This window comes from Allostigmatella hybrida (assembly GCF_020103775.1).
GTDB classification, from domain to species: domain Bacteria; phylum Myxococcota; class Myxococcia; order Myxococcales; family Myxococcaceae; genus Hyalangium; species Hyalangium aurantiaca.
Window position 1 is genome coordinate 1 of the sequence record NZ_JAHXBH010000052.1, and the last position, 25,223, is coordinate 25,223.

Sequence of the window (25,223 nt, forward strand, 5' to 3'; positions counted from 1 at the left end):
TGCCGACGCCCTCGCTGCTGCCCATTGTGGACACGCCTCTGCTCGCGAATGCTGCCTGAGGCGGTGAACGGTTACGGACCGCGATGATCTGCGCGAAGAGTCTGGAAGCGCTTCTAGAGCGCGTGGACCGCGAGCCAGAAATCCCCAAGCTCAAGCGGCGCCCCGCCCGGCGCGATACCGGGCAGGGCAGGCGGGAGAGTGCCGCGATCCTCAAGCTGATTCGGCTCTCTTGACCGGCGCAATGGACTCTACGTCAAGGTCACGCGGTGGCTCGAAAACTGCTATGGTCGATTACTGTAAGCTGAGGGAGCACCCGTGGACGAATCTCCATTCAGAATCATCACTACGTACATTTTAGCATTTGTTGCCGGATATGGCATCGCAGCTTTTGGGTCCATGTTTCTAATTTTCTTTTGGTTTCTCACCTCGCTCGTATGGAAAGACCGCGAAGTGGGAGCCATTTTCAAGGCGTGGGCATGGTTACCGGGGGCGTTGCAGAGCATGGTTTTGCTTGGAACGATGTGCTGGATCTTGTTCGCGGCTGCAACAGCAGAGCATGTCGCCCTCTCGCTCCGTCTCGTCTTCCTTAGTGGAGTATTGGCTTCCTTAGTGGAGTATTGGCGTTCGTCCTTCCTGGGGCAAATGCATTTCGCGAACGCAACCGTTGATAGACTCAGCGTTTCTGGTCTGTAGTCATTCCAGCATTTCTTGCAGGAGGCACAAGTGCCGCTCAATCGAACAGTACGGTTTGATGTGCCGAGTTCAACTTGGCCAAGAGGGAAAACACCTCCGTTGTCACTGCTTCAACTTGACGGGACATCGCCAAACATAGACATGCTAGAAGTACTAATTCATATAGCAAAATGCACGGCCCCGCCAATAGGGTATGGATTTGAGCTTGCCGAATATTGGGCCTTTTTGCGTTATGTGGCGGCGTTTGATGATGGTCCAGGCCTTCGCTTGCGCTCGGAGTGGTCAGATATCGATCCGCATCAGAAGACCATCCTTAGTGACGATCTTGGGATGGGGCTTACATGCAAGGTCCTGATCGACACCCTTGGCTTGGTGAGTCTGGTTCCTGCCGGATACTTTGTGACATGGCTTAAACAGTATCATCCCAACGCAATCAAAACACACAGGAAGGCCAAGCGTGGACCAGCAAAGACGCCGGATTTTATTGCGATCGACAGTTCGTTCACGAAGCTCCATGTGATCGAGTGCAAAGGAACCCAAGTCATAGATGCGCTGGAGAACGCGGTAAAACGCGGAATCCCTCAGAAGCGCAACTTGGTTTTTAAGCCTAAATCACTTCTCGGAGAGTCGCTTGTTGCTGGATTGTATTTCCCGCAGAATGGCTCGCCGGAGAGCGCTCGCTGCATGATCGTTGATCCGCCAGCGGATGAAGGGCCTGACTCCATCCCAACAAAGCCTGGAGAAGCGCTTCAAATTGCAGCGCAAGGCGAGATTGCTTCAACATTGCGCTTGATGGGACTTCCAAGAGAAGCGAATGCAGTGGCAGAGGGTAGAACAGGCGATCCCCTCGTTATAAACACGTTGAAGAGACTTCTCAACGAAGGAGAGCGCTCTCACCCAGCGAATGAGGAGGTGATTGTCACGCATGTTTCTCGTGAGCTTAGCAAACCTCGTTCGGAAAAAGATGGTCGCCGTATTAGAGGAACGCGCGCTCAGTTTGGCCTGAGAAAAGAAATGGTGGACCAGTGGGTGAAAAGTTCCTTTGGGCAAGCATTGGAAGGAGTTTCTGCAAGGGCTAGGACGGAGGCACGAAGGAAAGCCTCATCTCAGAACGAAGCTCATGAGGTCAGTCCGGTCGGGGCCTATGTGGGGGTAGAATTACTACTAGAGTAATAATAAGACCTCAGCTCTATTCGAGAGGACGGGTCTTGAAGGACTCAAGCTGATTCAGCCAGTTTGAGCTTAGCACGGCGCACAGGCAGCATCACGGGATCCTCGGGGTGCTCCAGTTTGATCGGGATCTTGATCATGGGGGGCACCTTCACGTTCTCGTAAAAACGCTTGGTCGTATGCGCGGAATAGTGGCCCACCACGGCGGCAACAGCCGCCAGAGGCAGCCCTCCCGACTTGGGCCGCACTTCCTGTCCGCTCTCCGAGGCCCACGTTACGAAGCTATGGCGCAGTTCTCCGAAGCGCACCAGAGGCAGCCGCGCCGCCTTGCATGCACGCCGCACTACGCGGCGGATATGGCTGTCTACGGGAGCCGCGCCGCGCGCCTGGAGTCGTTGCACCGCTCCCAACGTCTGACGGTCGATGCTCTGACGGTGGACCTGCCCGCTCTTGTGAATGAACGTGACGGTTGCGGCGATCTCGCCCGGTTCTTCCACGAGGGACACCTTGCCCTCACCGCGCGCCAGTCGTTCGATCTCCGTGCCGTGCATCCCCGTTTTGGCATGGATGCACAGCACGTCGCGCACGCATTGAACGTCCGTGCGTTGCCGCGTCTCCTCGCGGTTGAAGTTGCTGAACTCCCAGCCGGTGATCGCGCTGTAGACCCGCTCGATTGTCTCGATGCTGTAGCCCTTCTCCCGCACGGACTTCTCAGGACGGGCCACCGGGATTTTGAGGGAGATCGATGCGTCCTCGCCCGCAGTCAACGCGCCCTCGACTTCCCGCAGCCACGCACAGAAGGACTTGAGCGCGGTGATCCGGTTCTTGCGCGCGGTCTTGTGCTTCTTCAACTCCCGCAGCAGGTCTTGAACGGTGACGGTGCGAAGGTCGCGCCCCGCGAGCCCAGCGGCCCACCCGGCCAAGTAGAAGCCCACGTTCTTCGCGTAGCGCTCGGTCGTCCCCTTGCCCTTCATGTGTTCGAGGTAGCGAGCCACGTTTGCCGCGTCCATGAATACGGCAGACTCGTTCTTGATCTTCTGGGCCTCGCCTCGCGTGCGGTAGCCCTCGGGATCGCGCACGAACAAGGCGAGTTCCGCTTCCGCTTCCGCCTCGCTGCGCGCGTCCAGGTGGATCGTGTAGTTCCGCCCGCTGATCATCTTGCGCAGCACGTAGACGGGGCGCCCGTCCTTGCCTGCGAACATCCGCCCACCCGACCACTTGCCGATCCACACCTTGGTACTCATGCCGTTACCGCCTCCGGTTTGGTCCTTTTTTGGTCCCAAAAAACCGGATTTGGTCCCCAAATGCAAGTGCCGCCCCCGTTTTCAGAGGGCGGCGCCTTGAAAGCGGCGGGTTGCTCGGCTTGGAAGCGGCGGCTTTCGAACCTGCCGCTCTGCGGGCTTGGAGCCTATCCCAGCCGCGTCAGCGCCGCGCCCATCGCGGCCACCACCACCTTGAGCGCCTTTATCGGCCGGAGCATGACCTTGAAGCGGATGATGCGGCCGGTCTCGTCTCATTCGATCATGTCGACGCCGTTAACCTCGATGCTGCCGTCGAGCGTGCACTCGAACTCCAGCACTGCGGAGCGCTCGCGACGCCACTCTCCGACGTAGCGGAAGGAGGGGTTTCCAAGAACCTCGGTGGCGGCGGTGAGATACTTCATCGTCACCGCCTTGCCCTCCTGCGGCGTGTGCACCACCGGGCTCAGGAAGACGACGTGGTCGGCGAGCAGCGCGTTGAGTGCCTCGCGTGCCGGTGCGGCCAGATACGCGTGCCAGCCATGGATCGGATCCGTCGCCATCAGCCTCTTCTTTTGCCGGAAAACAGACCGGCCGCTCCCCTGTGCTGGGAAGCGGCCGGTTCTGACTGCGTTGGCCCCGGGTGACGGGGCCCCTGGGCAAGTGCGTTAGAACGGGATGTCGTCGTCCCCGCTGCCGCCCTGGTTCATGCCGTCGTCCATTCCCGGAGGCGGAGGACCGTAGTCGGAGTCGGCTCCACGGGAGGAAGCGCCTCCGTTGCGGCGGCCGCCCATGCCCGAGCTCGAGCCCTCACCCGCGTCACGCCCACCCAGGAAGGTGACCGAGCTGGCCACGACCTCGGTGGTGTAGTTCTTCCGGTTCTCCTTGTCCGTCCACTCCCGCGTCTGGAGCCGGCCTTCCACGAAGCACTGCCGGCCCTTCTTCAGGTACTCGCCGCACAGCTCCGCGAGCTTTCCCCAGACGACGATGCGGTGCCACTCGGTCCGCTCCTGCTTCTGTCCGTTCTTGTCCGTCCAGCTGTCGCTGGTGGCAATCCGGAAGTTGGCGACCGCCTGGCCACCCGGGGTGAAGCGCACCTCCGGGTCCGCGCCGAGGTTGCCAATGAGAATGACCTTGTTGACGCCTCCAGCCATGACTGCTCTTCCTTTCTCTGCCGATAGCCCCTCCACCACGGAGCGGCTTCATTCCCCGGTAACCACCGGTGGAATACTGAAGCTATACCCTGGGACTGTCATCGCATCGCGTTCTTGGCGCGCGGCGGCCCCGGGGCACGCTTGCCTGCTTGTCCGGAGGAGCCCCTCCGGGCACTTCCCTACACCCCTGTAGCGGGCGAGGGGCCTCGGCTCACCCGCCCGGCCGCGACTCGGCGGTCTGGGCCGGCGCGCTGCCGCCGGGGATGACGGAGCCCGGCACCACCGTGGGCAGGACGATGGGCCCCTGGGGGGCCTTCGCCTCGGCGACCTTCTGGGACAGCGTCGCGTCCAGGCCCCGCGCGAACGCTGCCAGCGCCGGATCCGTGGCCCCGAGCTGCTTGCGCAGCGACTTCCAGAACGGGTGCTCGGCCTCGCCCGACTGCACCAGGCCCCGCGCCAGCAGCGACACGGAGGTGTCCCGCTCCGCGCCGCCCGCCTCGCGCAGCGCCACCACCAGCTCCTCCGGCGCCGTGCGGGCCACCTCGCCCAGGGCCAGGGCCAGCTCCGACTCGGCCGTCACGTCGCCCCGGGAAGCCGCCGCCAGCTCCACCACGCGCACGAGCGCCTCGGCGTTGCCGCCCGCCGCCAGCTCCACCATGCTCGTCACGCCGGGCACTTCCATGGACAGGACCTTGGCCACCGCGCGCAGCCGGCCGTACACGTCCGCCCCCGCTGAGTAGCTGTCCAGCAGGGTCCGCGCCCCCAGGTAGTCGTTCGGGTTGGACTGGTAGAGGCTCTCGGCCAGCACCGCGCGCACCGCCGGGTCCTTCTCGCTGCGCCACGCGGTGCGCAGGAAGCTGATGTTGCGCTGGTCGCGCTGCTTGCCCAGCTCCAGGTACGTCTTGATGCGGCTGGCCACCTCGCCCCCATCCGCCGCCGGGCGGGTGCTGTCCGAGATGGCGGCCACCGCGCGCGAGGGGCCCAGCACCGAGCCGCTGGCGGCCACCGCCGCCCCCAGCGCGTCCAGCCCCCGCACCACCGGGCCCGAGCGGCCCGAGTAGTCATTCACCATCATGGCGAAGATGAACTTCTCGCCGCCGGCCGCCTGCACGTAGCCGCTCAGCGCCGACACGTTCTCCAGCGTGCCCGTCTTCGCGCGCAGCCGGCCCACCGCCTCGCTGCCCTCGAAGCGGTACTTCAGCGTGCCGTCCTTGCCGGCGATGCCCAGCGAGGACAGGTACTCAGGGGACAGCGGGAAGCGCTCGTACATGTGGCGCAGGATGCGGTTGAGCTGCGAGGCGGAGAACCGGTTGGCGTCGTTCAGCCCGCTGCCGTTCTTCATCACGTAGGTGCCGCTGGGGATGCCCACGTCGCGCTCCAGGAAGGACTCCACCACCGCCACGCCCTTCTGGAAGCTGCCCGGGGCCCCGCCCCGCTCCGCGCCCATCGCCTTGAGCAGCATCTCCGCCACGAAGTTGCTGGAGAGCTTGTTGAGCCGCTTGAGGATGACGTCGAACGTCTCCGACTGGGCCACGTACAGCAGCTTCGCCCGCGAGGGCGCCAGCCCCTGCTTCACCCGGCCCTTGACCTTGATGCCCCGCACGGTGAGCAGCTGCTTCAGCGTGTAGCCGAAGTACATGGGCGGGCTGTCGATCTTCTTCCAGACGCTCAGGCTGCCCTCGTTTTCCGGCAGCTGCCCGCGCACGAGGATCTTCTGCTTCTCCCCGCCCGGCTTGCTGGTGACGGAGACGCGGCGGGCCCGGCTGCTGCCCGTCGTCAAGGCGCTCTCCACCGTGAAGTAGTCGCTCGGGGGCTCCATCTCCACCACGCCCTTGGCGCCGGGCGCGCCCCCGGGCCGCAGGTAGATGGCCGCCGCGTTCCAGTTGAGGCTCACCGCGCCCGTGGGCGCCATGTAGGCCCGGTCCGAGTCCTCCTGGTCATACCCGGGCGGGGTGCGCTCGGTGTCGAACCACGAGTCGTCGATGACGATGTCCTGCACCTCGCGCAGGCCCGTGTGGAACAGCTCCGAGACGCTCGCGTACAGGCGCTCGGTCGTCATGGACGGATCGCCCTTGCCGCGCACGTAGAGCGTCTTGACCTTGCCGTCCGCGGGCAGCTCCGCGTCGATGATGAACTCGGTGTCGAAGCGGAACTCGGGCCCCAACGTCACCAGCGCCGCCGCGGCGGTGACGAGCTTCACGTTCGAGGCGGGGTTGAGCAGCTCGTCCGCGTTCTGGCTGAAGATCACCGAGCCGTCATCCACGCTGATCATGTGGATGCCGACCCGGCTGGTCTTCAGGGGCGTCGTCTGGATGACGTCGAGCAGCGCGGTCTTCAACGCCTCGCGCTCCGCCCGCTTGTCCGCGGGCGCCGCTGAAGCCGAGGGAAGCGACAGGATGAATACGGCCGCCGCGGCCAAAATGGAGTTGGCTCGATGAACCTGCACACGCTCTCCGGGGAAGTGGCCGCCATCATGGAAAAGCAGGCGTGAAAGGGTCAAGTGAGGAAGGGGCCGGGCGTTCGTGGCTGGGTGCTTGCTTCCCGGGCAACCCCGGAGTCCGCGAACTTCCTCGGGAATGCCATGGCCTCTCTCATGACAGCAGCGTACATAGCCCTCGGTCATTGCAGGAGGTGTGCGATGCGGGCAGTGGTGCAGCGGGTGCTCGAGGCATCCGTCTCGGTGGGCGGGGAGCGGGTCAGCCAGATCGGCCCCGGGTTGTTGGTGTTGCTCGGGGTGGGCAAGGGGGACTCGGAGGCGGACGTGCCCTGGATGGTGGAGAAGCTGGCCACGATGCGCATCTTCGAGGACGCGGACGAGAAGATGAACCTGTCGCTGGAGGACACCCACCGGCAGCTCATCGTCGTCAGCCAGTTCACCCTCTATGGGGACACGCGCAAGGGCCGGCGGCCCAGCTTCACCGAGGCCCTGGAGCCCGCCCGGGCCAAGGTGCTCTACGAGCGCGTGTGCGAGGGGCTCCGGGCGCGCGGGCTCACGGTGGGCACCGGCGTCTTCGCCGCGGACATGAAGGTGGCGCTCGTCAACGATGGCCCCGTCACCCTGCTGGTGGAGACCCCGGGCCCGGCCGTCCCCGCCCCGGCGCCCTGAGGCGCGCCCTTCAGAACCGGGCCTGGCTGCCCTTCGTCACCAGGGAGACCAGGGCGCTGCGGCCCAGGGCAGCCTCCCGGACATGGCCGGTGATGACCCCCAGCTCGCGGATCCACTGGGTGGCCCGGGCGCCCAGGCCCGAGAAGCTCACCACCAGCGCCGGGGGCTGGGGCACCTTCCCCGCCCAGTAGGCCAGCACCTCGTCACGCTCCGGCAGCGAGGCCAGCCGCAGCCGCGCCTGCTCCCGCGCGAGCAGCCGCTCCAGCTTGCGGAACAGGTTCACGTGCCACTGCAGCACGAGCGCCGAGGGCCGCCAGGTCCAGTCCGCGAACGCCAGGTGCTCGCCCGGGACGTAGCCGCCCCGCCCCTGGGTGGAGAAGACCTGGTCGGGAGGAAATGCCGGGAAGGGCTCCCAGAGCCCCGCCACCATCGAGGCGAGCCCCAGGCGCTCCGGGGGCTTGAGCCGGCAGGCATCCCGCTCGGCCCGGGCCGCCCGGGCATCCCAGTAGGGGTAGTCCGGCGACTCCACCATCAGGGCCAGGTGCAGCGCCTCGTCCCAGTCGCCCGCGTAGCCGGCCCGGGCGCCCTCGAGCCCCCAGCCGGCCGGGCCCTCGCGCCACTGGAGGAAGACGAGCCGCTCCACGAGCTGCGTCCAGGGCTCGGGCTCCACCGCGTTCAGCCCACCCGGCAGGGCCGAGCCCTCCAGGCGCTCACAGAGGAAGCGGATCTCCTCGTCCGCCACCCTCGGGGCCAGGTCCGACAGGGCCCCGGGGGCGTCCGTCATGGCCTGGGTGAGGAACGGCAGCACCGTGTCCTGGAAGAACCGCTCGTTGATGGGCCGAAGGACGACGTCCATGGTTCTCCCCGGCCCACCGGCCCCCGTCAGGGGCGCGCGTCTTCCTGGACGATGAGGGCGTGAATGTCCGCCGCGGTGGGCGCCTCCAGGATGGCCGCCCGGAAGCGGGGATTCTTGAAGAGCCGGGAGATGCGCGCCAGGGCCTTGAGGTGGACCCCCGCGCTGTTCTCGGGCGCCACCAGGGCGAAGAACAGGTGCGTGGGCTTGCCGTCGATCGCCTCGAAGTCCAGCCCCTGGCGCGACACGCCGAAGGTGGCCAGGAGCTGCGTCATCCCCGGCAGCTTGCCGTGGGGGATGGCCACCCCCTCGCCAATGCCCGTGGAGCCGAGCTTCTCGCGCTCGCGCAGCACCTCGGCCAGCTTGTCCTCCTGGAGGTTCGGGTGAGCCCGCACCAGCGCCGCGCTCAGCTCGCGCAACACCTCGGTTTTGGTGCGCGCTTGCATGTCCGCGATGATGGCTTGAGGGCTGAGAAACTCGGCGATTCTCACTGACGCTCCCGCGGTGGCGCTCCTCGACGGGCAATTACTCCTCGATACCCTTTCGTGCAAGGGTCGCCTGCCCTGTCCGGGACGCTTCCCGCCCGCTTCGCTCACCAGCCACCAGGATGGCAGGAAGATGGAGGGGGGCGGGGGGCTCGGTTAGTGTGCCCCCCAGTGCCTGTCCGTCCCCTGTCCCCCGTCCTGCTCCTGGTGTTGCTCGGCACGTGTGCCGCGTGGGCCGCCCCCCCCGAGGGGGCCCCGCTCCTGGCGCCCCCCGTCCCCAGCGCCCCCGTGGACCTGGAGCGCGTGGAGGCCCTGCTCGCCTCCCTGTCCCTGGAGGACCGGGTGGGCCAGGTGATGATGGTGGGCTTCCGGGGCACGCGGCTCGACGAGGACGTGGAGGCCCTGGTGCGCGGCCGGCGGGTGGGGGGCGTGTGCCTCTTCAAGCACAACATCGCCAGCGCCCGGCAGGTGGCCCGCCTGAACGATGGCCTGCGCCGGCTGCTGGCCGACCACATCCCCCCCTTCGTCGCGCTGGATCAAGAGGGGGGCAACGTGATGCGCGTCAGCGACCAAGTGGTGCGGCTGCCCGGCAACATGGCCCTGGGGGCCACGCGCTCCGCGGAGCTGGCCTACGCCGCGGGTCGTGCGCAGGGGGAGGACCTGCGGCGGCTGGGCTTCAACATGAACCTGGCGCCCGTGCTGGATGTGAACCTCAACCCCCAGAACCCCGTCATCGGCATCCGCTCCTACGGGGACAGCGTGTCCCTGGTGTCGGAGATGGGCCGGGCGTTCGCGCGGGGGCAGCAGGAGGCGGGCCTGGTCACCGTGGCCAAGCACTTTCCGGGGCACGGCTCCACCAGCACGGACAGCCACGAGGCGCTGCCCGTCATGCGCGAGACGCGCGAGGAGGTGCTCGCGCAGATGGAGCCCTTCCGCGCCGTGCTCCAGGAGGGGCTGGATGGGCTGATGACGGCCCACGTGGCCATCCCCCACCTGACGGGCGACGAGGTGCCGGCGACGCTGAGCCCCCAGGTGCTGGAGGGGCTGCTGCGCCAGGGGCTGGGCTTCGACGGGCTGGTGCTCACCGACGAGCTGGAGATGGAGGCCATCGTCCAGCGCTACGGGGTGGGCCGCGCTGCGGTGCTGGCGGTGAAGGCGGGGGCGGACATGGTGCTCGTCCCCTGGCGCCACGAGAAGAAGATCGAGGTGTACGAGGCCCTGCTCGCCGCGGTCCACTCGGGCGAGCTGTCCGCCGGGCGCCTGGAGCAGGCCGTGTGCCGCATCCTCGTGGCCAAGCTGCGCCGGGGGCTCTTCCAGGCCCCCCCGCTGCTGGAGGAGCGCCTGGCCTCCCCGCCTCCCCCGGACAACGGGGAGGTGGCGCACCTCATCGCCCGCGCCTCCGTCACGCTCTTGCGCAACCAGGCGGGCACCCTGCCCCTGGCGCGCACCGCGCGCATCGCCGTCATCACCGCGGAGGCCTCCCTGGGCGAGGCGCTCCAGGCCCGGGCCCCCCACGTCACCGTGCTCAGCGTGCCCGCCTACCCTTCCGCCTCCCGCCGGGCCGCGCTGCGCCAGCAGGCCCGGAAGGCCGCGCTCGCGGCGGATGTGGTGGTGGTGGGCCTCATCAATGCCCGGCAGCAGGAGCTCGTCACCGCGGCGGCCGCCACCGGCCGGCCCGTGGCCGTGGTGTCCATGGGGCTGCCCTACCTGGCGGAGCGGGTGGAGGAGGCGCGCGCGGTGCTCGCCATCTACTCGTACCAGCCGGCCGCCACGGATGCCGCCGCCGCGGCCCTCGTCGGGGACATCGGCACGCCGGGGCGGTTGCCCGTCAACTTGAGAGAGCTCCACTTCGGCCATGGGCTGGAGCTCACGGGGCGCAAGCAGGCCTCGGCCACGCCCCCGCCCGCGCCCCGCCCCCCGTCCGTTGCCCAGGAGGCGGCGCCCTGAAGGGGAAGGTCCGCGGCGCGCCCCGCCTCCTCACGAAGGACGGCGGAGCGCACGCACGCGGGAGCGGCTAGCGGCCCGAGGCCGCCGCGGCCGCGGGGGCCGGCTCATGCGGCTCGATGAGGCCGTACTGCCCATCCTTGCGGCGGTAGAGGACGCACATCGAATCCGTCTCCACGTTGTGGAACACGTAGAAGTCGTTGTTCATCAGGTTCATCTGCATCACCGCCTCGTCCACCCGCATCGGCTTGACGGTCAGGTGCGTGGTGCGAAGCACGCGGTGGGTGCTCTCGTCCTGGGAGGCCTCCGCGGAGGGCGCCGGGGCGGCCGGGGCCTTCGTCTCCACGGGGGCCGCGGGGGCCGCGTCCTGATCCTCGGGCATGTCGAAGACGGCGTGGCGCACGCCGCGCGCCAGCTGATCCACCAGGCCCTGCCGGTGGTGCACGCGCTCCTTGCCGTGGTGCGTCTTCAGCTTGTCCTTGTAGCGGCGCAGCTGCCGTTCGATCTTGTCCATCGCCAGGTCGATGGACGCATACATGTCCTCGCTCTTCTCACGCCCCCGCAGCACCCACGAGCCCGAGTGGATGGTGATGTCCGCGTGGTGCAGGTGGCGTTCCAGCGAGAGCACCACGTGCGCCTCCCCCGCGCGGTCCAGCAAGCGGTTGACCCGGTCAACCTTTTCCCGCGCGTACTCCTTGAGGGAATCCGACGTGCCGAACTGACGGAAGGTGATGTTCATCTGCATGCGTAGCTGCCTCCGTGGGTAGGACGGTGCTCCGTCACAGATCAGAAACGGTCTGCGGGGACAAAAGCAACCCAGCCCCGTCCTTCGCCTGCTTGAGGGCTGTCCCCGGAATGGGGACTGCCATCCATCCGACATGCGGAAAAAGACCTTATTCCCACGGAGGCGGGCCCCTCTCCCCACGTCCGGCTGCGCTTTTCCAGCCTCAGCGGAGGCTAGGCCAGCACCTTTCCACCCGTCACGCCGAGGATTTCACCGTTGACGTAGCGGGATTCATCGCAGGCGAGGAACACGAAGGAGGGCGCCAGCTCGGCGGGCTGCGCCGGGCGGCCCATGGGGGTGTTCTCGCCGAACTTCTGCACCTTTTCACCTTCGTAAGACTGGGGAATGATGGGCGTCCACACGGGGCCCGGGGCCACGGAGTTGACGCGGATGCCGCGCTCGATGAGCGACTGCGAGAGCCCCTTAGTGAAGGTGACGATGGCGCCCTTGGTGCTCGCGTAGTCGAGGATGGGCGCGGAGGGCTGATACGCCTGCACGGAGGCGACGTTGATGATGGAGCTGCCCGGCTTCATGTGCGGCAGCGCCAGGCGCACCAGGTGGAACATGGCCAGGATGTTCACCCGGAAGGCGCGCTCGATGCGCTCCGCATCCAGCTCCTCGAACTTCTCCACCGCCTTGCCCTGGAAAGCGGCGTTGTTCACCAGCACATCGATGCGGCCAAAGCGCTTCACCGTGTTCTCCACGAGCTCGCGGCAGTGCGCCTCGATGGCCAAATCTCCGGGCATCGCCAGCACCTGGCGCCCCGCGCCCTCGATGATGCGCTGGGTCTTCTGCGCATCCTCATGCTCGTTGAGGTAGCCGAAGGCCACGTCCGCGCCCTCGCGGGCGAAGGCCAGGCACACCGCGCGGCCAATGCCGCTGTCCCCGCCGGTGATGAGCGCCACCCGGTCCTTCATGCGGCCCAGGCCCTTGTAGGAGTCCTCGCCGTAGTCGGGCGCCGGCGACATGCGCGCCTCGATGCCAGGGTGGGACTGGGTCTGCTCGGGAAAGGGCGTCTGGGGGCCAGCGGTGCGGGGATCAGGATTGCGGGGCATGGGTCTTCCGGTTCAGTCAAAGGGTTCTCCGGCACGGTGGGAGCGCCCCGCCCCCCCGGCAACCCGCCCCGGCCGTGCCGCCCCCTTCCCCGCCCGGGCTCCGTTCCCTGGAGGCCGGGCAGCCGGCGGCTCACTGCACCACGCTGACCTCGTAGTCGCTGGAGTGGAGGAACGAGCCCTCGCACCGCGCCACCCCTCCGCACTCCGTCACCTCGCCCGGGGTGGTGGCGAGCAGGCGCAGCAGGTGCGTGGCGGTGGGGGTGGCCGCCGGGAGCTTGAAGCTCACGAGCCCCCCGTCCTGCGCGGACTCCAGGGTGGCCGGCGCCCGCCCCTGCTCGCGCAGCAGCGTCACCGTCGCGGTTCCCGGCACCTCCTCCGCGGGCTCCCAGAGATAGGAGTAGGTCTGCCCCCTGCGCAGCGTCGTCCCGCTGCCCACGCCCTGGTACGCGAAGCGGCGCTTGGCCTTGGCCCGCCGGAGGATGAGCGACACGGTGGACTCCCCGGCCGGCTCCTGCAGGAAGATCCGGATGTCCTCGAGGGGCTCGGCCTCCCAGACCTCCGGCTCGAAGTCGAACCAGGCCTGCGTCTGCTCGCAGGACTCGCGGCCACCGCCCGAGCCGGGGATGCCGCCCAGGTTCAGGTTCATGGGCTGGCCGTTGAAGGTGGCCACCACGCCCTCGGCCAGCCGCGTACAGCCCCGGTCCGGCTGGGAGAAGGTCACCGTGAAGCGGTGGGAACCCGCCGCGTCCGGGTTCTCGAGGTCATCCACGTCCACCAGCGTGTACGTCAGGGTGCGGTCCACGAACGCGGACAGGGGCACCGAGGGGGCCTCGGTCCGGCCGCCGCAGCCGGCCAGCCCTCCGGACAGGAGCAGGGAGCACACCACAGGGGACAACACGCGGACAGAGCGGGAGCGAATCATGGGGCCCGGCACCCTATCATTCCCGCCGCAGCCGCTCCTCCAACCGGGCCTTCGCCTCCGGCCACTCGGTGTCCAGGAGGGAATAGTACGCGGTGTCCCGGACCACGCCGTCGCGCACCAGCATGTGGTGGCGCAGGATGCCCTCGAACTTCGCGCCGATCCGCTCGATGGCCGCCCGCGAGCGCGCATTGCGCTGGTCCGTCTTGAGCTGAACCCGCATCACCTGAAGGGTCTCGAAGGCGTGGCGAAACAGCAAGTACTTGCACGCGGTGTTCACGTGCGTGCGCCACGCCGGGCGCGCCAGCCACGTGTGGCCAATCTCCAGCGTCCGGTCGTGGCGTGAGATGGCCATGTAGCGCGTGGTCCCCAGGGGCTCGCCCGTGTCCAGGCCTCGGATGAGGAAGGGCTGCTCCGTTCCCTGCTCCGCCCCCTTCAGCGCCGCGGCGATGTAGCCCTCGAGATCCGCCTGGGTGCGGAGCACCTGCGTGGTGAACTCGAAGACGGTGTCCTCACAGAGCGCGGCCAGCGCCCCCGCATGCCCGGAGCGCAGCGGCTCCAGCCGCACCCCGTGCCCCTCTAGCGTCACGGGTGGGACGATCAACGGAATGAGGGCTCGGCGGGGAAGCTCCGGCGGCAGGTGCATGCGCCTATCGTGCGTGGGCAGCCGGGGGGCCCGTCAAACGAAACGACGGAGGGGTGGGAGGAGGGGGGGTCGACATCTGTTCAGTTCCCCTTCACCATTCCAGACACCCGACGTGGCGGCTCCCGCTGGGGGCCTTTCCTTTCACCCCTTTCCCTCTCCTCCCCATGCAAGAACTTGCTCGCCGGATCCGTGGCAGTCTTCTTGAACCCGCCCCTGGGGAGTTTGCCCGGGACTTCAGCCGGCTCACCCGCCTCCCTCCCCGCGCCGTGGTCCGGCCGCAGACCGTGGAAGACGTTCAAGAGACGGTCCGGTACGCCCACCAGCACGGCCTGCGCACCGTTGCCCGGGGCCATGGGTGCAGCGCGAATGGACAGGCGCTCTCGGAGCACCTCGTCCTGGACATCCATGGGCTGACAGCGTTCGAGCGGACCGGGGAGCTCGAGGTGAAGGTAGGCGCGGGCTTCACCTGGGGAGACCTCCAGGACCGGCTCAACGCGCTGGGCCTGTCGAACATCGTGCTCACCGACTACCGCTCGCACACCGTCGGAGGCACCCTGTCCGTGGGCGGCTTCGGCTCGATGTCGCTCTTCCACGGCGGCCAGGTGGACCAGGTGGTGGCGCTGGACATCGTCACGGGCACGGGGGAGCTGGTGCACGCGCGTCCGGAGGGCCCTCACGCGCGGCTCTTCCAGTACACGCTCTGCGGCCTGGGCCAGACGGGCTTCATCGCCCACGCGTACCTGAAAGTGGCGCGCAACCGCCCTCACGCCTTGAACTTCGCGGACTCCCCCTACAGCACGGAGACGCTCGCGAGCATCACCCGGCGCGTGCTCGACGCGCCGCAGCCCTGGGACCACTGCCTCGTGCTGCACTACCTCGCCTTCCAGCAGAACATGGTGCTGCTGGCGCGCGACGTCGAGGAGGAGCCGGCGGAGCTGCCCGAGGGCGCCCAGTTCCTCCCCGAGTTCTACCGTTACAAGAACACCGCCGCGACCGGGGTGATGTCGCAGCTCCTCCATGGGCTGAAGGAGGCGGGGCTCGCCAAGAGCGAGGAGGATGTCTACCACCTCTGGAACGACTACTTCCTGCCCTCGGACAAGGCCGATGAGTTCCGGCGGATCCACCAGTCCCTCTTCAAGGACCCCCGGTTCACCATGGGCACCTACGGCACCATCCTGCGCGCGCGTCCGCCCGGCAGCCGCCTGCCCCTGTCGCCCATGTCCTCGGGCGCGGAGGTCATCAACACCTTCTCGGGCCCGTACCACACGATTCCCAAGTCCTTCCTGGACGAGTACCGGGCCAAGTTCGATCAGGCCATCGATGCGTGTCTGTCGCTCGGCGGCCGTGTCTACCTGTACGGCTACCACCCGAAGAGCGCGGACTTCTACCGCCGGCAGTTCGGCGCGGAGACCTTCGAGGCCTGGCGCGCCGTGAAGGCCGAGTACGACCCGGGCACGATTCTCGGGGCCCCGCTGTTCTAGGCCCCGCGGGCCCCCGCGGCCCGGCGGGGCAGGGGGGCGGTGCCAGGACGGGCCGCCAGTTCCTCCCGGGAGAGCAGATCCGCGAGCACGCCGTCGCGCAGGCCCCGCTTCACGGCGAGGACGCGCTCCACGCCCAGGTGCTGCACCACCCGCTCCAGGAGCAGGGCGCCCGCGACGATGATGTCCGCGCGCCGCTCCTCGAAGTGCTCGCGCCGCTCCCGGGGCGACATCCGCGCCAGCGCCTCCACGGCCCGGGTGAGCTGCGCCGGGGAGGCCTCGCCGCCCTCGCCCGCCGCGAACTCCACCACCGCGCGAATGGAGCCCGAGGAGCCCAGCGCCACCCGGGGCAGCCGCGGCACGAAGCCCGGCAGGGACTCGCGCAGCCGCGCGTCGACGTCCTCCCGCATCCGCCGGAGCTGCGCGGGCGTCACCTCGCCGGCGGTGTCGAAGTGCTGCGAGAGCCGCACCGCGCCCAGCGGCAGGCTCCACAGCCCCTGGGGCCGCTCGCCCGTGGCGAGCACGATTTCGGTGGAGCCTCCGCCGATGTCCACCAGCAGCGAGCGCTCCCGGGGCGGCGTGCGGTGCAGCACGCCCAGGCAGATGAGCCGGGCCTCCTCCTCGCCGCTCACCACCTCCAGCTCCAAGCCGGTCTCCTCGAGCACCCGCCGCAGGACTTTCGTCTGGTTGCGGGCCTCGCGCAGGGCGCTGGTGGCCACCGCGCGCACCCGGGCCTTGTGGCGGCGGCACAGCACCGCGTAGCGCCGCAAGGTGTCCACCAGCCGGTCCACGGCCTCGGGCGACATGGTGCCCCGGGCGAATACCCCCTCCCCTGGGCGAATGGCTTCCCGCTCCTTGAGGACCCGCTCCAGGCCCCCGGGCCCCAGGCGGGCCATCTCCAGGCGGGCAGCATTGGTACCAACGTCGATGGCGGCGAACAGGGAGCGGGACGTCGCAAGAGCCATGGGCAGTGGGCCTTTCATCTCCCAGCAACCTAGATGGCCTCTGTAACAGCCCGGTGACTGCTTCCCGTGTTCACACAGAATTTTCAATCCAGGGCCCTGCTTGCCTGCCTGGTGCCCCGCTACCAGCGGACGCGGCGGACGTTGCCCGTGGCGGCCTGCGTGGGCTCGCCCTGTCCAGGACGGTGGTGGTGGTGGTGCACTGCCTCCTTCACCGCGTGGCCCACCGCGTGGGCGCCCTCTTTCACCGCGTGCCCGGCCACATGGGCGTTGTGCGCGATGGCCTTGCCGTTCACCGTCACGCCCACGTTGACGCCCGCGCCCAGACCTACCGCGGCGCCGATGTTGGCGTTGAGGGAGATGCGCCCGTCTTTGATGCCGGCGCCCACCTGGAAGCTCGTGCCCACGCCCTGCTTCGCGGAGATGCCGCCCGACAGGCGCACCACGCCCAGCTTCAGCTCGCCGCTGACGCCCTCCTGCGCGCCCGCCAGCGCCGAGAAGCCCACCTTCGCCATGGCCGTGCCCTGCTTCGGCTCGAAGGCGAACGTGGCCACCGTGGTGGCCATGGCCCCCGCCTTGACGGAGCCCTGCAGCGACTCGCTGAAGTGCTTGCCCTGCTTCTGCTCGACCGAGAACTCCCCGCGGGCGCCAGCGAACCCATCCGCCTTGGCGTGGCCCACCACCGCGGCCTCCAGCCGGGACAGCGTGCCGCCCACCTCGCCCTTCACCCGGGCGCCCACCTCGAACTCCGCCTTCACCTCGGTGGTGCCCAGCCGCCCCTCGTGCGTGTGCGAGAACTTGCCGGACACGGCCGTCAGCGCCGCCTCGCCCTGGGCCTGCGCCTGGAGGTGGCCCGGGGCGTGCTCGAAGAAGGACTCGCCGCTCACCTGGGCCTGGCCCACCCCCACGCCGTTCTTCTGCGGGTCGCCCACCTGCTTCAGGGCCGCCTTCTGCTCGAAGCCGTGGCCGGCCACCCCCTCGGGCTTCTTCGCCAGCGCGTAGTCCGCCACGCTCAGCGGCTGCACCACCGTGCCCGTGGGGATGGACGAGGCGGTGTTCACCGCCTTGGCCGGAGGGTTCGAGGGGGGAAGGACCGGGGCGCTGGCGGGGGTGGCTCGGAGGGTCATAGCGGCCTTCACAGGGCATGGACCCTGGAGAATCCAGGGCCCCGGAGGGACACCTGGATTCTCGGCCACCTTGAATTACCGTTGCCTACCTTGGGCGCTTTTTACACACCCGGGGTGGGTCAGAAGTAGCGCTTGCGCTTGCTGCTGGGGAGGATGCCCAGCACTTCCCGGTACTTGGCCACCGTGCGGCGGGCAATCTCGGTGCCCTGCGCCTTGAGCAGCTCGACGATCTTCTGGTCCGAGTACGGCTCGCGCGGGTTCTCCTGGGACACGAGCTGCTTGATGTGGTGCTTCACCGCCTCGCTGGCCGTGTCGTCGCCGGACACGCGCGCGATGGACGAGTTGAAGAAGTACTTCAGCTCGAAGATGCCCTGCGGGGTGTGCACGTACTTACTGGTGGTGACGCGCGACACGGTGGACTCGTGCATGCCGATGTCCTCGGCCACGTCCCGGAGGATGAGCGGCCGCAGGTGGGCGATGCCCTTGTCCAGGAAGTCCCGCTGGAACTTCACGATGCTCTCGGTCACCTTGAAGATGGTGCGCTGGCGCTGGTGAATGGAGCGGATGAGCCACTGCGCGCTGCGCAGCTTGTCCTGGATGAACTCCTTGGCCTGGCCCGGGGACACCGCGCCGTTCTTCAGCGCGTTCCGGTACGCCCCGGAGATGCGCAGCTTGGACAGGCCGTCGTCGTTGAGCACCACCGTGTACTCTTCGCCCATCTTGTAGATGAAGACGTCCGGGGTGATGTACGGCGCGTCATCGCCGCTGAAGTTGCGGCCCGGCTTCGGGTCCAGCTTGGGCAGGAGCTTCGCCGCGGCCACCACGTCCTCCATGGGGACCTTCAGCTCCTTGGCGATGGCCGGCAGGTTCTTGCTCTCCAGGTACTTCATGTACCGCTTGATCATCATGCCCAAGAGCGGGGCATGGCGGTCCTTCAGGCACTGCACCTGGATGAGCAGGCACTCCTGCAAGTCCCGGGCGCCGCAGCCCTTGGGCTCCAGGGCCTGGATGCGCCGCAGCGTGCGCTCCGCCACGGACATGGGCACGTCCGCCTCGTTCGTCAGGCGGATGAGCGGGTCGCCCTCCACGTCCGGCAGCTTCAGGTAGCCGTCATCGTCCAGGTTGCCGATGATGAGCATGGCCACCCGGCGCTCGGCCTCGTTCAGCCGCAGCATCCCCATCTGCTCCTGCAGATGGTCGACCAGGTCCTCCTTCTTGACCATGTTGGCCTCGAAGGACGGCATGTCCTCCGTGGCCACGTTGCCCCGGTTGGAGGCGGTGCTCTGCTCGTTGAACTGGTAGCTGTTGAGGTACGCCTCCCAGTCAATCTCGGGCGGGTTGTCCGAGTCCCCCTTGAATTCCGGGGTGCTGTCGCCCACCGGGGTGGCGTCCCGGTCCTGGTGGACCTCCAGGTTGGCGGCCTCCAGCGAGGCCTCCCCGGGCTCCTTGTCCGACACATCGCCCGGGGCCTGCTCTTCCGGCTGCTCCAGGAGCGGGTTCTGCTCCATCTCCTCCCGAACCTGCTCCAGCAGCTCCATCCTGGAGAGCTGGAGAAGCTTGATCGCCTGTTGCAGCTGCGGCGTCATCACCAGCTGCTGCGTGAGTTTCAGGCTTTGCTTGAGTTCCATACCCATGAACGAGGACTCCCCACCGCGGAGAAACAGGGCCTTGACGGGGACGCGAACCGCCCCCAATCAAGGACCGTGCCAAACTAGCAAGACCCCTCTGATTCGTCTAGTGTCTGCCAGTGTGGCCTCTCGCTTGCATTAGCGAATTTCCTCTGTGGAATCACAGAGTTAGGGGGCTTTTGGCCAACGCTCCCCGGCTGTTCACCTGTTGACGCAAGCGCTGGGCCAAAGCGGCCCCGGGCTTATAGCAGCCGGAAGCGCTCGCCCAGGTAGACGGCGCGCGCGCGCGGGGAGGCGGCGATCTGCGCCGGGGTGCCCTCTTCGAGGATCTGCCCCTGGGCAATGATGTACGCCCGGTCACAGATGCCGAGGGTGTCCTGCACGTTGTGGTCCGTGATGAGCACGCCCAGGCCGCGCTCCCGGAGCAGGGCAATCTGCTTCTGGAGGTCCCCGACGTTGATGGGGTCCACCCCGGCGAAGGGCTCGTCGAAGAGGATGAAGCGGGGGTTGGGGATGAGGGAGCGGGCAATCTCCGCGCGCCGCCGCTCGCCGCCCGAGAGCGTCTCGCCGAGCGAGTCCGCCACGTGGCCCAGGCCGAACTCCTCGATGAGCGCCGTGGCCCGGGCCTCGCGCGCCTTGCGGTCCAGCCCCTTCTGGAGCTCCAGCACGGCCAGGAAGTTCTGCCGCACCGTGAGCTTGCGGAACACGGAGGCCTCCTGGGGCAGGTACCCCAGGCCCCGGCGCGCCCGCCGGTGCATGGGCAGGTGCGTCAAGTCGTCGTCCTCCACGCGCACCCGGCCCGCGTCCGGGGTGACGAGCCCCACCACCATGTTGAAGCTCGTCGTCTTCCCGGCGCCGTTGGGGCCCAAGAGCCCCACCACCTCGCCCTGGGTGACGGTGAAGGAGACGCCGCGCACCACCTGGCGCTTGCGGTAGCTCTTCTGGAGCCCCTCGGCCCACAGCCGCCCGGCGCTCATGGCTTCTTCGGGCCGGGCTTGCCCCGCTGCGGGGTGGCCTTGGGGGCCGATTCGATGAGGATGCGGGCGTTCTCCACCTCGATGCGCTCGCTGCCCAGCGTCAGGCGGACCTTGGTGCCCGTCACGGAGCTGGTGCCCTGCCGGGCCTCGGGGGAGCCCGTCACCACCAGCACGCCGTTCGCCACGTTGTAGTCGGCGCGCTCGCCCCGGGCGAAGCGGTCCCCGTCCTGGGCCTCCACCCCGCCCGTGCACTCCACGCGCGTCACCTCGCGGCCCTGCGTATAGAAGGCCGTCATCTTCTCGCAGCGCAGCTCCAGGGTGCGGTGCCTGGCCCGCACGTTGCCGGTGAAGACCGCCGAGTCCCGGCCGCCCGTCACCAGGCCCGCGGTGATGTCCACCGGGTCCTTCAGCGCCGCGGCCCCGTGCAGGGGCGTCCGCGTGCCCCCGTCCGTGCCGCCATCGGCCGGCGCCGAGGGCCCGGCGACGAGAAACGCCATCGCGAGGAATTCAATCACTGTGCCCCTCCCACCACGGTCTCCACCGAGCCTTCGAAGGTGAATGTCCCCTCCGGCAGGGACATGCTGAACGCATCGGCCCGGAGCGAATAGTCCTGCCCCTGCGCGGCCACGCCCTCCCGGCCGCGGACCGTCTGCGCGGGCGCGTCATAGGTGGCCCGGGGCGCGCGTGCCACCACGCCCTCCGGGCTCCGGAGCACCACGCCCCCGGAGGCCTCGAGCTGGCGCGTGGAGAGGCTCCCCTCCATCAGCGGCGCGCGCACCTCCGTCCCGCCCTCGGGGGACGGGCGGGCCCCGGACGGGGCCGGAAAGCGCAGCACCGCGTCCGTGGCCGTGAACAGCCCCTCGGAGCGCTGGTAGGTCATCCGCTCGGCCCGCCCGGAGAGCACGAGCCGCTCGGCCTCGTAGGACTGGAGCTGCACGCCGGTGAGCACCACCTGGGGCGGCTCGGAGGCCGGGCCCTGGGCCGCCGGGGGCGCGCCGCAGGCGGCGGCCAGGAGGAGCAGGAAGCGAGGGGGCAGAGAGCGTGGCACGCAGGCGTTTCCTATCACCGGGCCGGGACGGGCGCCCCACCCCGTGCGGCGAGTGTCGAGGGTTCATCCGAGGGCCGCGTCTTCCACCGCTGGTGCATCCACACCCACTGCTCGGGCGTGCGGCGGATGGCCTCCTCAATCTCGGTGGAGAGCGCCGCGGTCAACGCCCGGGCCGCCTCCTCGCGGTCCTCCAGCGTGGGCAGGGGCACCTCGCGCATCGTCAGCAGGTAGCCGCCCTCCGCCTGGCGCTGGCAGAAGCCCACCACCGCCGCCGCCCCGGTGCGCAGCGCCAGGTCCGCCGCCGCCCGGGGCGTGGCGGCCAGCTCCCCGAAGAAGGGCACGAAGAAGGACTGCACCTTCGTGTCCTGGTCGATGAGCAGCCCCAGGATTTCCCCGCCCTTGAGCGCCCGGAGCATGTGCCGGGCCGCGCCGTCCTGCCCCCGCCAGATGCACCGCACCCCGCCCCGCTCCCGGAAGCGCCCCACGAGCGCGGTGAGCCGCGGATCCGACGTCTCCTTGGCGATGCTCTGGCACGGGAAGCCCTCGCTCGCCACCCGCCGGGCCAGCAGCTCCCAGTTGCCCACATGCCCGGAGACGAACACCACGCCTTTGCCCCGGGCGAGCGCCTCCTCCAGCACGCGGCGCTCGGCAGGGGGCCACGTGACGCGCTGCTTCAACTCCCGGTCCAGCGCCGCCGTGCAGCCCACCTCGAACATGGCCGCCCCCAGGTGGCGGAAGGAGGCGCGCGCCAGGGCGAGCCGCTCGGCCTCGCTCTTTTCCGGGAAGGCCCGGGCCAGGGACTTCAGCGCCTTGCGCCGCTCCCCTCCGGCCAGCCGGAACGCCAGGGCCCCGAAACGCACCCCCAACCACCCCGCCAGCCCCAGCGGCAAGGGGTGTACCAGGGCCAATGCGGCCCGCACGAGCAGGTAGCGGAGGAAACGCTTGAGCCGCTTTGCTAAGGGAGGACGGTCCACAGGGGGTTCTATACCCAATGCGCGAGTACAACTTCGACGGCCTCGTCGGCCCTACCCACAATTATGGCGGGCTTTCGGCCGGTAACCTGGCCTCCACCTCTCATGGGGGCAAGCCCAGCCACCCCCGCCAGGCCGCCCTCCAGGGGCTGGAGAAGATGCGCTTCGTGGCGGGACTGGGGGTGGGCCAGGCCGTGCTGCCGCCCCAGCCACGCCCCTCCCTGAGGACTTTGCGCCGGTTGGGCTTCACCGGCCCGGACGAGGCGGTCATCACCCGCGCCGCCCGCGAGGCCGAGCACCTGCTGCGGCTCACCTCCAGCGCCGCGGCCATGTGGACGGCCAACGCCGCCACGTGCGCCCCCTCCTCGGACGCGGGCGACCGGCGGATGCACCTGACGCCCGCCAACCTCCAGCAGATGTTCCACCGGGCCCTGGAGGCGGAGACCACCCACGCGGTGCTGAGCGCCATCTTCGCGGACGAGGCCCGCTTCGCCGTCCACGCACCCCTGCCCGGCGGGGGCCAGTTCGCCGACGAGGGCGCGGCCAACCACACCCGGCTCGTCACCCCCGGCCACGCCGCGGTGCACCTGCTGGCCTGGGGCCGCAGCAGCTGGAAGGAGTTCACCGCCCCCCAGCGCTTCCCCGCCCGGCAGACGCTGGAGGCCAGCCAGGCCCTGGCCCGGCTGCACCAGTTGGATCCCGAGCGCACCCTCTTTCCCCAGCAGCACCCGGAGGGCATCGACGCGGGGGCGTTCCACACGGACGTGGTCGCCGTGGGCAACGGGGGCTTCCTCATGCTGCACGAGCGGGCCTTCGTGGACCCCACCGGGCTGCTGGGTACGCTCCAGCAGAAGCTCGGCGAGGGCTTCACCTTCACCGTCGCCTCGGAGGCGGAGCTGCCCTCGCAGGATGCCGTGAGGGCCTACCCCTTCAACTCCCAGGTGCTCACCCTGCCGGATGGCTCCATGGCCATCATCGCCCCGGTGGAGAGCCAGGAGACGGAGAGCGCGCGGCGCTTCCTGGAGCGCGTGGTGGCCGAGCGCAACCCGGTGAAGCAGGTCCACTACCTGGACCTGCGCCAGTCCATGAACAACGGCGGCGGCCCGGCGTGCCTGCGCCAGCGCATCGTCCTCACCGACGAGGAGCGCGCGGCGGTGAAGGCCAACGTCTTCTACACCCCGGAGCTGCACGAGGCGCTGGCCGGCTGGGTGACGAAGCACTACCGCGAGACGCTCTACCCGGATGACTTGAAGGACCCGGCGCTCGCCCGGGAGACGATGACGGCGCTCGACGCGCTGACCCGCATCCTGCGGCTGGGCAGCGTCTACGACTTCCAGCAGTGAGCCTCAGGCTCAAGGAGGAACTCAACCTACTCTACAAGCATTGCTGTCCGTGCGCACCTCAGACACGGTGCAGCACCGAACTGTCATTGCATCGCTCAGCGTTTTGTAGACGAGGCGTAAGTGGCCACCCACTTTGCCTAAATTGGGCACTCATGGGTGGCGTCATGGATCAGTTGACCCCTCCGCCCTTCCCGCCCCCGCGATTGTCAGCATCTCCCATGGCGGTCATGGTGGAGCCCACCGTGTCCGGGATAAAAAAGTCAGCAGCTGGCTTCTTCCGGCGACCATCCAGGAACCAGTCCACGGTGAAGTTCTTGGAGATCAAAACGAGGATGATCAGCACGAGGAAGTAAGAAAAGAAACCAATGAAGAGTCCGACGCCATAGGCGCCAAAAAGGTCCGTCTTCGCTGGAAAAAGGGCCAGGATGGCACCGCCTCCCAGTACGCCAATAACGGTTACCAAGTCACCGAGTTGTACATCCGCCTTTCGATATCGATTGATATAGTAGACATACCAACCGATGAGCACTCCAAAACCTCCCGCTCCCCAAAGTTGGAGAGCTTCGGTGGGCACAGCAGCACTAATTGGGTCAGCCATTGAATTGTCTCCATGAAATTCGGCGAGTTTTTCTCAATATCCTTCGAAAGCCAGCGTGCATCAGGAAGAAGGCTAGACTGGCCAGTCCAAAGGTCCAGGCAGCACTAAGACCGGCGAACATCCAAGTCTCCAACCCGACGAGAACCGTGGCGAGGACACAGGCCAACAACGTGCGAACTGGGTGACGTGGTCCGCCTTCTAACCAGCCCAGCAAATATCCCCAGACTGCTCCAATACCCAACCCTCCATAGGACATGCCCGAGCGCTCCTGCCTTGCCAAGAGGCAAAACCCTAGTGCTCTAGTCGGCGGACTGCAAATACGTAGTGCTGGGCACAGGGCCAACCTAGGATAGAGACGCCATGACGAGCCTAACCACCCACTCCCTGCGTAAGTTCTTGCGCGGGAGTCCATCGACGGAGGGAGTGCCTCAACGACTTGCACTTCTACTTCGACTAGCCCCCACATTGCCGCTGGAGGAGCAACGCGTCGTCATCCACTGCGTGCAGGAACTGAAGGATCTGCGTATCCAGCTCTTCGCCATCAGCGCGCTGTCAAAGAGCATACAGCCAGGCCTTCGTCCCCTGCTCGTAGACTTGGCAATTCAGTGCGCTTGGCCAGCTCGCAGCACCGAGGGCAATAATGTCCTGCGGAGCTTGAGTTCGTTTCTGACTCTCGCGCAGTGGGAGGAAGCACAGAAACGTCTGCTTCCACAAGAAACGAGAGTGGAACGGGTCCACTTTCTGATGGTCATCTCCTGGGGAATGAGAAGGGGAGAGAGGTTCCCCTTCCTAGCAGGCCGCTGAAAAAGTAAGAGATGAGGGGCTTACGTCCCGCTGGGTGGTCATTTTCCTGGCGGGGCCTGCGCCCTCCTGCGAGCAGGCAGATGCGAAGGCTGTCGCCGCACCGCTCGGCGACAGTTCTGTGGCTCTCGGCTCATGCGGCCATCGGCATGAGCTTCGCCATTCTCACCAGGTTGTAAGCGGCAGCCACAAAGTGCATCTGTAATCCCACACGGCGCTGACCTCGGTAGCGCGCCTTGCGCA

24 protein-coding genes are annotated in these 25,223 nt (G+C 68.1%); 6 read left to right on the plus strand and 18 right to left on the minus strand.

The window, feature by feature from the left end; genetic code table 11:
- Window positions 1–315 precede the first annotated feature (315 nt).
- Complete coding sequence (locus KY661_RS36325; RefSeq protein ID WP_225414568.1) at window positions 316–693, plus strand: hypothetical protein; 378 nt, start codon at window positions 316–318, stop codon at window positions 691–693.
- Window positions 694–723: 30 nt separating this feature from the next.
- Window positions 724–1,866 carry a hypothetical protein gene (locus tag KY661_RS36330; protein ID WP_225414569.1) on the plus strand — a complete coding sequence of 381 codons (1,143 nt, stop codon included), beginning with the start codon at window positions 724–726 and terminating at the stop codon, window positions 1,864–1,866.
- Between the two features lie 44 nt (window positions 1,867–1,910).
- Here KY661_RS36330 and KY661_RS36335 read toward each other — a convergent pair whose 3' ends face one another.
- The 4 genes from KY661_RS36335 to dacB all read right to left on the minus strand — a co-directional run bounded on the left by KY661_RS36335 (window position 1,911) and on the right by dacB (window position 6,701).
- Window positions 1,911–3,107, minus strand: a complete 1,197-nt coding sequence (locus KY661_RS36335) for a site-specific integrase (RefSeq protein ID WP_225414570.1) — start codon at window positions 3,105–3,107, stop codon at window positions 1,911–1,913.
- 269 nt (window positions 3,108–3,376) lie between these two features.
- Entirely contained in the window at window positions 3,377–3,664 is a 288-nt protein-coding gene (locus tag KY661_RS36340; protein WP_225414571.1) for a nuclear transport factor 2 family protein, read from the minus strand.
- Window positions 3,665–3,769: 105 nt separating this feature from the next.
- Window positions 3,770–4,255 carry a single-stranded DNA-binding protein gene (locus tag KY661_RS36345; RefSeq protein ID WP_075011043.1) on the minus strand — a complete coding sequence of 162 codons (486 nt, stop codon included), beginning with the start codon at window positions 4,253–4,255 and terminating at the stop codon, window positions 3,770–3,772.
- A 211-nt stretch (window positions 4,256–4,466) separates the two neighbouring features.
- Window positions 4,467–6,701 (minus strand): D-alanyl-D-alanine carboxypeptidase/D-alanyl-D-alanine endopeptidase, encoded by a 2,235-nt coding sequence (gene dacB / locus KY661_RS36350; RefSeq protein ID WP_225414572.1) that lies wholly within the window; start codon window positions 6,699–6,701, stop codon window positions 4,467–4,469.
- Between the two features lie 192 nt (window positions 6,702–6,893).
- Here dacB and dtd point away from each other — a divergent pair, with 192 nt between their 5' ends.
- A complete protein-coding gene (dtd, locus tag KY661_RS36355) occupies window positions 6,894–7,361 on the plus strand; it encodes a D-aminoacyl-tRNA deacylase (protein ID WP_075011041.1) in 468 nt (155 codons plus the stop codon).
- Between the two features lie 10 nt (window positions 7,362–7,371).
- Here dtd and KY661_RS36360 read toward each other — a convergent pair whose 3' ends face one another.
- On the minus strand, window positions 7,372–8,217 hold the full coding sequence (locus KY661_RS36360; RefSeq protein WP_225414573.1) for a hypothetical protein: 846 nt from the start codon (window positions 8,215–8,217) through the stop codon (window positions 7,372–7,374).
- Window positions 8,218–8,243: 26 nt separating this feature from the next.
- Window positions 8,244–8,705 carry a PTS sugar transporter subunit IIA gene (locus tag KY661_RS36365; protein WP_075011039.1) on the minus strand — a complete coding sequence of 154 codons (462 nt, stop codon included), beginning with the start codon at window positions 8,703–8,705 and terminating at the stop codon, window positions 8,244–8,246.
- A 165-nt stretch (window positions 8,706–8,870) separates the two neighbouring features.
- On the opposite strand from KY661_RS36365, the gene nagZ reads away from it, so the two are divergent.
- On the plus strand, window positions 8,871–10,646 hold the full coding sequence (nagZ, locus tag KY661_RS36370) for a beta-N-acetylhexosaminidase (protein WP_225414574.1): 1,776 nt from the start codon (window positions 8,871–8,873) through the stop codon (window positions 10,644–10,646).
- A 67-nt stretch (window positions 10,647–10,713) separates the two neighbouring features.
- Here the strand turns inward: nagZ and hpf are convergent, their stop codons facing one another.
- The 4 genes from hpf to KY661_RS36390 all read right to left on the minus strand — a co-directional run bounded on the left by hpf (window position 10,714) and on the right by KY661_RS36390 (window position 14,047).
- Window positions 10,714–11,388, minus strand: a complete 675-nt coding sequence (gene hpf / locus KY661_RS36375) for a ribosome hibernation-promoting factor, HPF/YfiA family (protein WP_225414575.1) — start codon at window positions 11,386–11,388, stop codon at window positions 10,714–10,716.
- A 212-nt stretch (window positions 11,389–11,600) separates the two neighbouring features.
- Window positions 11,601–12,482 (minus strand): SDR family oxidoreductase, encoded by an 882-nt coding sequence (locus KY661_RS36380; protein WP_225414576.1) that lies wholly within the window; start codon window positions 12,480–12,482, stop codon window positions 11,601–11,603.
- A 130-nt stretch (window positions 12,483–12,612) separates the two neighbouring features.
- Entirely contained in the window at window positions 12,613–13,404 is a 792-nt protein-coding gene (locus KY661_RS36385) for a hypothetical protein (protein WP_225414577.1), read from the minus strand.
- Window positions 13,405–13,420: 16 nt separating this feature from the next.
- Window positions 13,421–14,047: a GNAT family N-acetyltransferase gene (locus KY661_RS36390; protein ID WP_225414578.1), complete on the minus strand. Its 627-nt coding sequence runs from the start codon at window positions 14,045–14,047 to the stop codon at window positions 13,421–13,423.
- A 164-nt stretch (window positions 14,048–14,211) separates the two neighbouring features.
- On the opposite strand from KY661_RS36390, the gene KY661_RS36395 reads away from it, so the two are divergent.
- Window positions 14,212–15,528, plus strand: a complete 1,317-nt coding sequence (locus tag KY661_RS36395) for an FAD-binding oxidoreductase (protein WP_225414579.1) — start codon at window positions 14,212–14,214, stop codon at window positions 15,526–15,528.
- Here KY661_RS36395 and KY661_RS36400 read toward each other — a convergent pair.
- The 7 genes from KY661_RS36400 to KY661_RS36430 form a co-directional block, all read right to left on the minus strand.
- A complete protein-coding gene (locus KY661_RS36400; RefSeq protein ID WP_225414580.1) occupies window positions 15,525–16,490 on the minus strand; it encodes a Ppx/GppA phosphatase family protein in 966 nt (321 codons plus the stop codon). The genes KY661_RS36395 and KY661_RS36400 overlap by 4 nt on opposite strands.
- 119 nt (window positions 16,491–16,609) lie before the next feature.
- Window positions 16,610–17,614, minus strand: coding sequence for a hypothetical protein (locus tag KY661_RS36405; RefSeq protein ID WP_225414581.1), 1,005 nt, complete (start codon window positions 17,612–17,614; stop codon window positions 16,610–16,612).
- A 119-nt stretch (window positions 17,615–17,733) separates the two neighbouring features.
- A complete protein-coding gene (rpoN, locus tag KY661_RS36410) occupies window positions 17,734–19,248 on the minus strand; it encodes an RNA polymerase factor sigma-54 (RefSeq protein ID WP_225414582.1) in 1,515 nt (504 codons plus the stop codon).
- Window positions 19,249–19,484: 236 nt separating this feature from the next.
- Entirely contained in the window at window positions 19,485–20,219 is a 735-nt protein-coding gene (lptB, locus tag KY661_RS36415) for an LPS export ABC transporter ATP-binding protein (RefSeq protein WP_075011030.1), read from the minus strand.
- Window positions 20,216–20,734, minus strand: coding sequence for an LptA/OstA family protein (locus tag KY661_RS36420; protein WP_075011029.1), 519 nt, complete (start codon window positions 20,732–20,734; stop codon window positions 20,216–20,218). Before KY661_RS36420 ends, lptB begins: the two co-directional genes overlap by 4 nt.
- Window positions 20,731–21,267, minus strand: coding sequence for a hypothetical protein (locus KY661_RS36425; protein ID WP_225414583.1), 537 nt, complete (start codon window positions 21,265–21,267; stop codon window positions 20,731–20,733). The genes KY661_RS36420 and KY661_RS36425 overlap by 4 nt, the downstream gene beginning before the upstream one ends.
- A gap of 14 nt (window positions 21,268–21,281) precedes the next feature.
- Complete coding sequence (locus KY661_RS36430; RefSeq protein WP_075011027.1) at window positions 21,282–22,241, minus strand: lysophospholipid acyltransferase family protein; 960 nt, start codon at window positions 22,239–22,241, stop codon at window positions 21,282–21,284.
- A 17-nt stretch (window positions 22,242–22,258) separates the two neighbouring features.
- On the opposite strand from KY661_RS36430, the gene astB reads away from it, so the two are divergent.
- Window positions 22,259–23,581, plus strand: a complete 1,323-nt coding sequence (astB, locus tag KY661_RS36435) for an N-succinylarginine dihydrolase (RefSeq protein ID WP_225414584.1) — start codon at window positions 22,259–22,261, stop codon at window positions 23,579–23,581.
- A gap of 169 nt (window positions 23,582–23,750) precedes the next feature.
- Here astB and KY661_RS36440 read toward each other — a convergent pair whose 3' ends face one another.
- A complete protein-coding gene (locus tag KY661_RS36440; RefSeq protein ID WP_225414585.1) occupies window positions 23,751–24,179 on the minus strand; it encodes a hypothetical protein in 429 nt (142 codons plus the stop codon).
- Window positions 24,180–25,223: the final 1,044 nt, after the last annotated feature.

Bases quoted from the DNA above. Each gene is read 5' to 3' on its own strand.
- hpf (WP_225414575.1), bottom strand. From the start codon at position 11,388: ATGCAGATGAACATCACCTTCCGTCAGTTCGGCACGTCGGATTCCCTC.
- KY661_RS36340 (WP_225414571.1), bottom strand. From the start codon at position 3,664: ATGGCGACGGATCCGATCCATGGCTGGCACGCGTATCTGGCCGCACCG.
- dtd (WP_075011041.1), top strand. From the start codon at position 6,894: ATGCGGGCAGTGGTGCAGCGGGTGCTCGAGGCATCCGTCTCGGTGGGC.
- KY661_RS36395 (WP_225414579.1), top strand. From the start codon at position 14,212: ATGCAAGAACTTGCTCGCCGGATCCGTGGCAGTCTTCTTGAACCCGCC.
- KY661_RS36360 (WP_225414573.1), bottom strand. From the start codon at position 8,217: ATGGACGTCGTCCTTCGGCCCATCAACGAGCGGTTCTTCCAGGACACG.
- lptB (WP_075011030.1), bottom strand. From the start codon at position 20,219: ATGAGCGCCGGGCGGCTGTGGGCCGAGGGGCTCCAGAAGAGCTACCGC.
- KY661_RS36385 (WP_225414577.1), bottom strand. From the start codon at position 13,404: ATGATTCGCTCCCGCTCTGTCCGCGTGTTGTCCCCTGTGGTGTGCTCC.
- KY661_RS36405 (WP_225414581.1), bottom strand. From the start codon at position 17,614: ATGACCCTCCGAGCCACCCCCGCCAGCGCCCCGGTCCTTCCCCCCTCG.
- KY661_RS36345 (WP_075011043.1), bottom strand. From the start codon at position 4,255: ATGGCTGGAGGCGTCAACAAGGTCATTCTCATTGGCAACCTCGGCGCG.
- rpoN (WP_225414582.1), bottom strand. From the start codon at position 19,248: ATGGGTATGGAACTCAAGCAAAGCCTGAAACTCACGCAGCAGCTGGTG.
- astB (WP_225414584.1), top strand. From the start codon at position 22,259: ATGCGCGAGTACAACTTCGACGGCCTCGTCGGCCCTACCCACAATTAT.
- KY661_RS36335 (WP_225414570.1), bottom strand. From the start codon at position 3,107: ATGAGTACCAAGGTGTGGATCGGCAAGTGGTCGGGTGGGCGGATGTTC.
- KY661_RS36400 (WP_225414580.1), bottom strand. From the start codon at position 16,490: ATGGCTCTTGCGACGTCCCGCTCCCTGTTCGCCGCCATCGACGTTGGT.
- KY661_RS36380 (WP_225414576.1), bottom strand. From the start codon at position 12,482: ATGCCCCGCAATCCTGATCCCCGCACCGCTGGCCCCCAGACGCCCTTT.
- KY661_RS36440 (WP_225414585.1), bottom strand. From the start codon at position 24,179: ATGGCTGACCCAATTAGTGCTGCTGTGCCCACCGAAGCTCTCCAACTT.
- KY661_RS36390 (WP_225414578.1), bottom strand. From the start codon at position 14,047: ATGCACCTGCCGCCGGAGCTTCCCCGCCGAGCCCTCATTCCGTTGATC.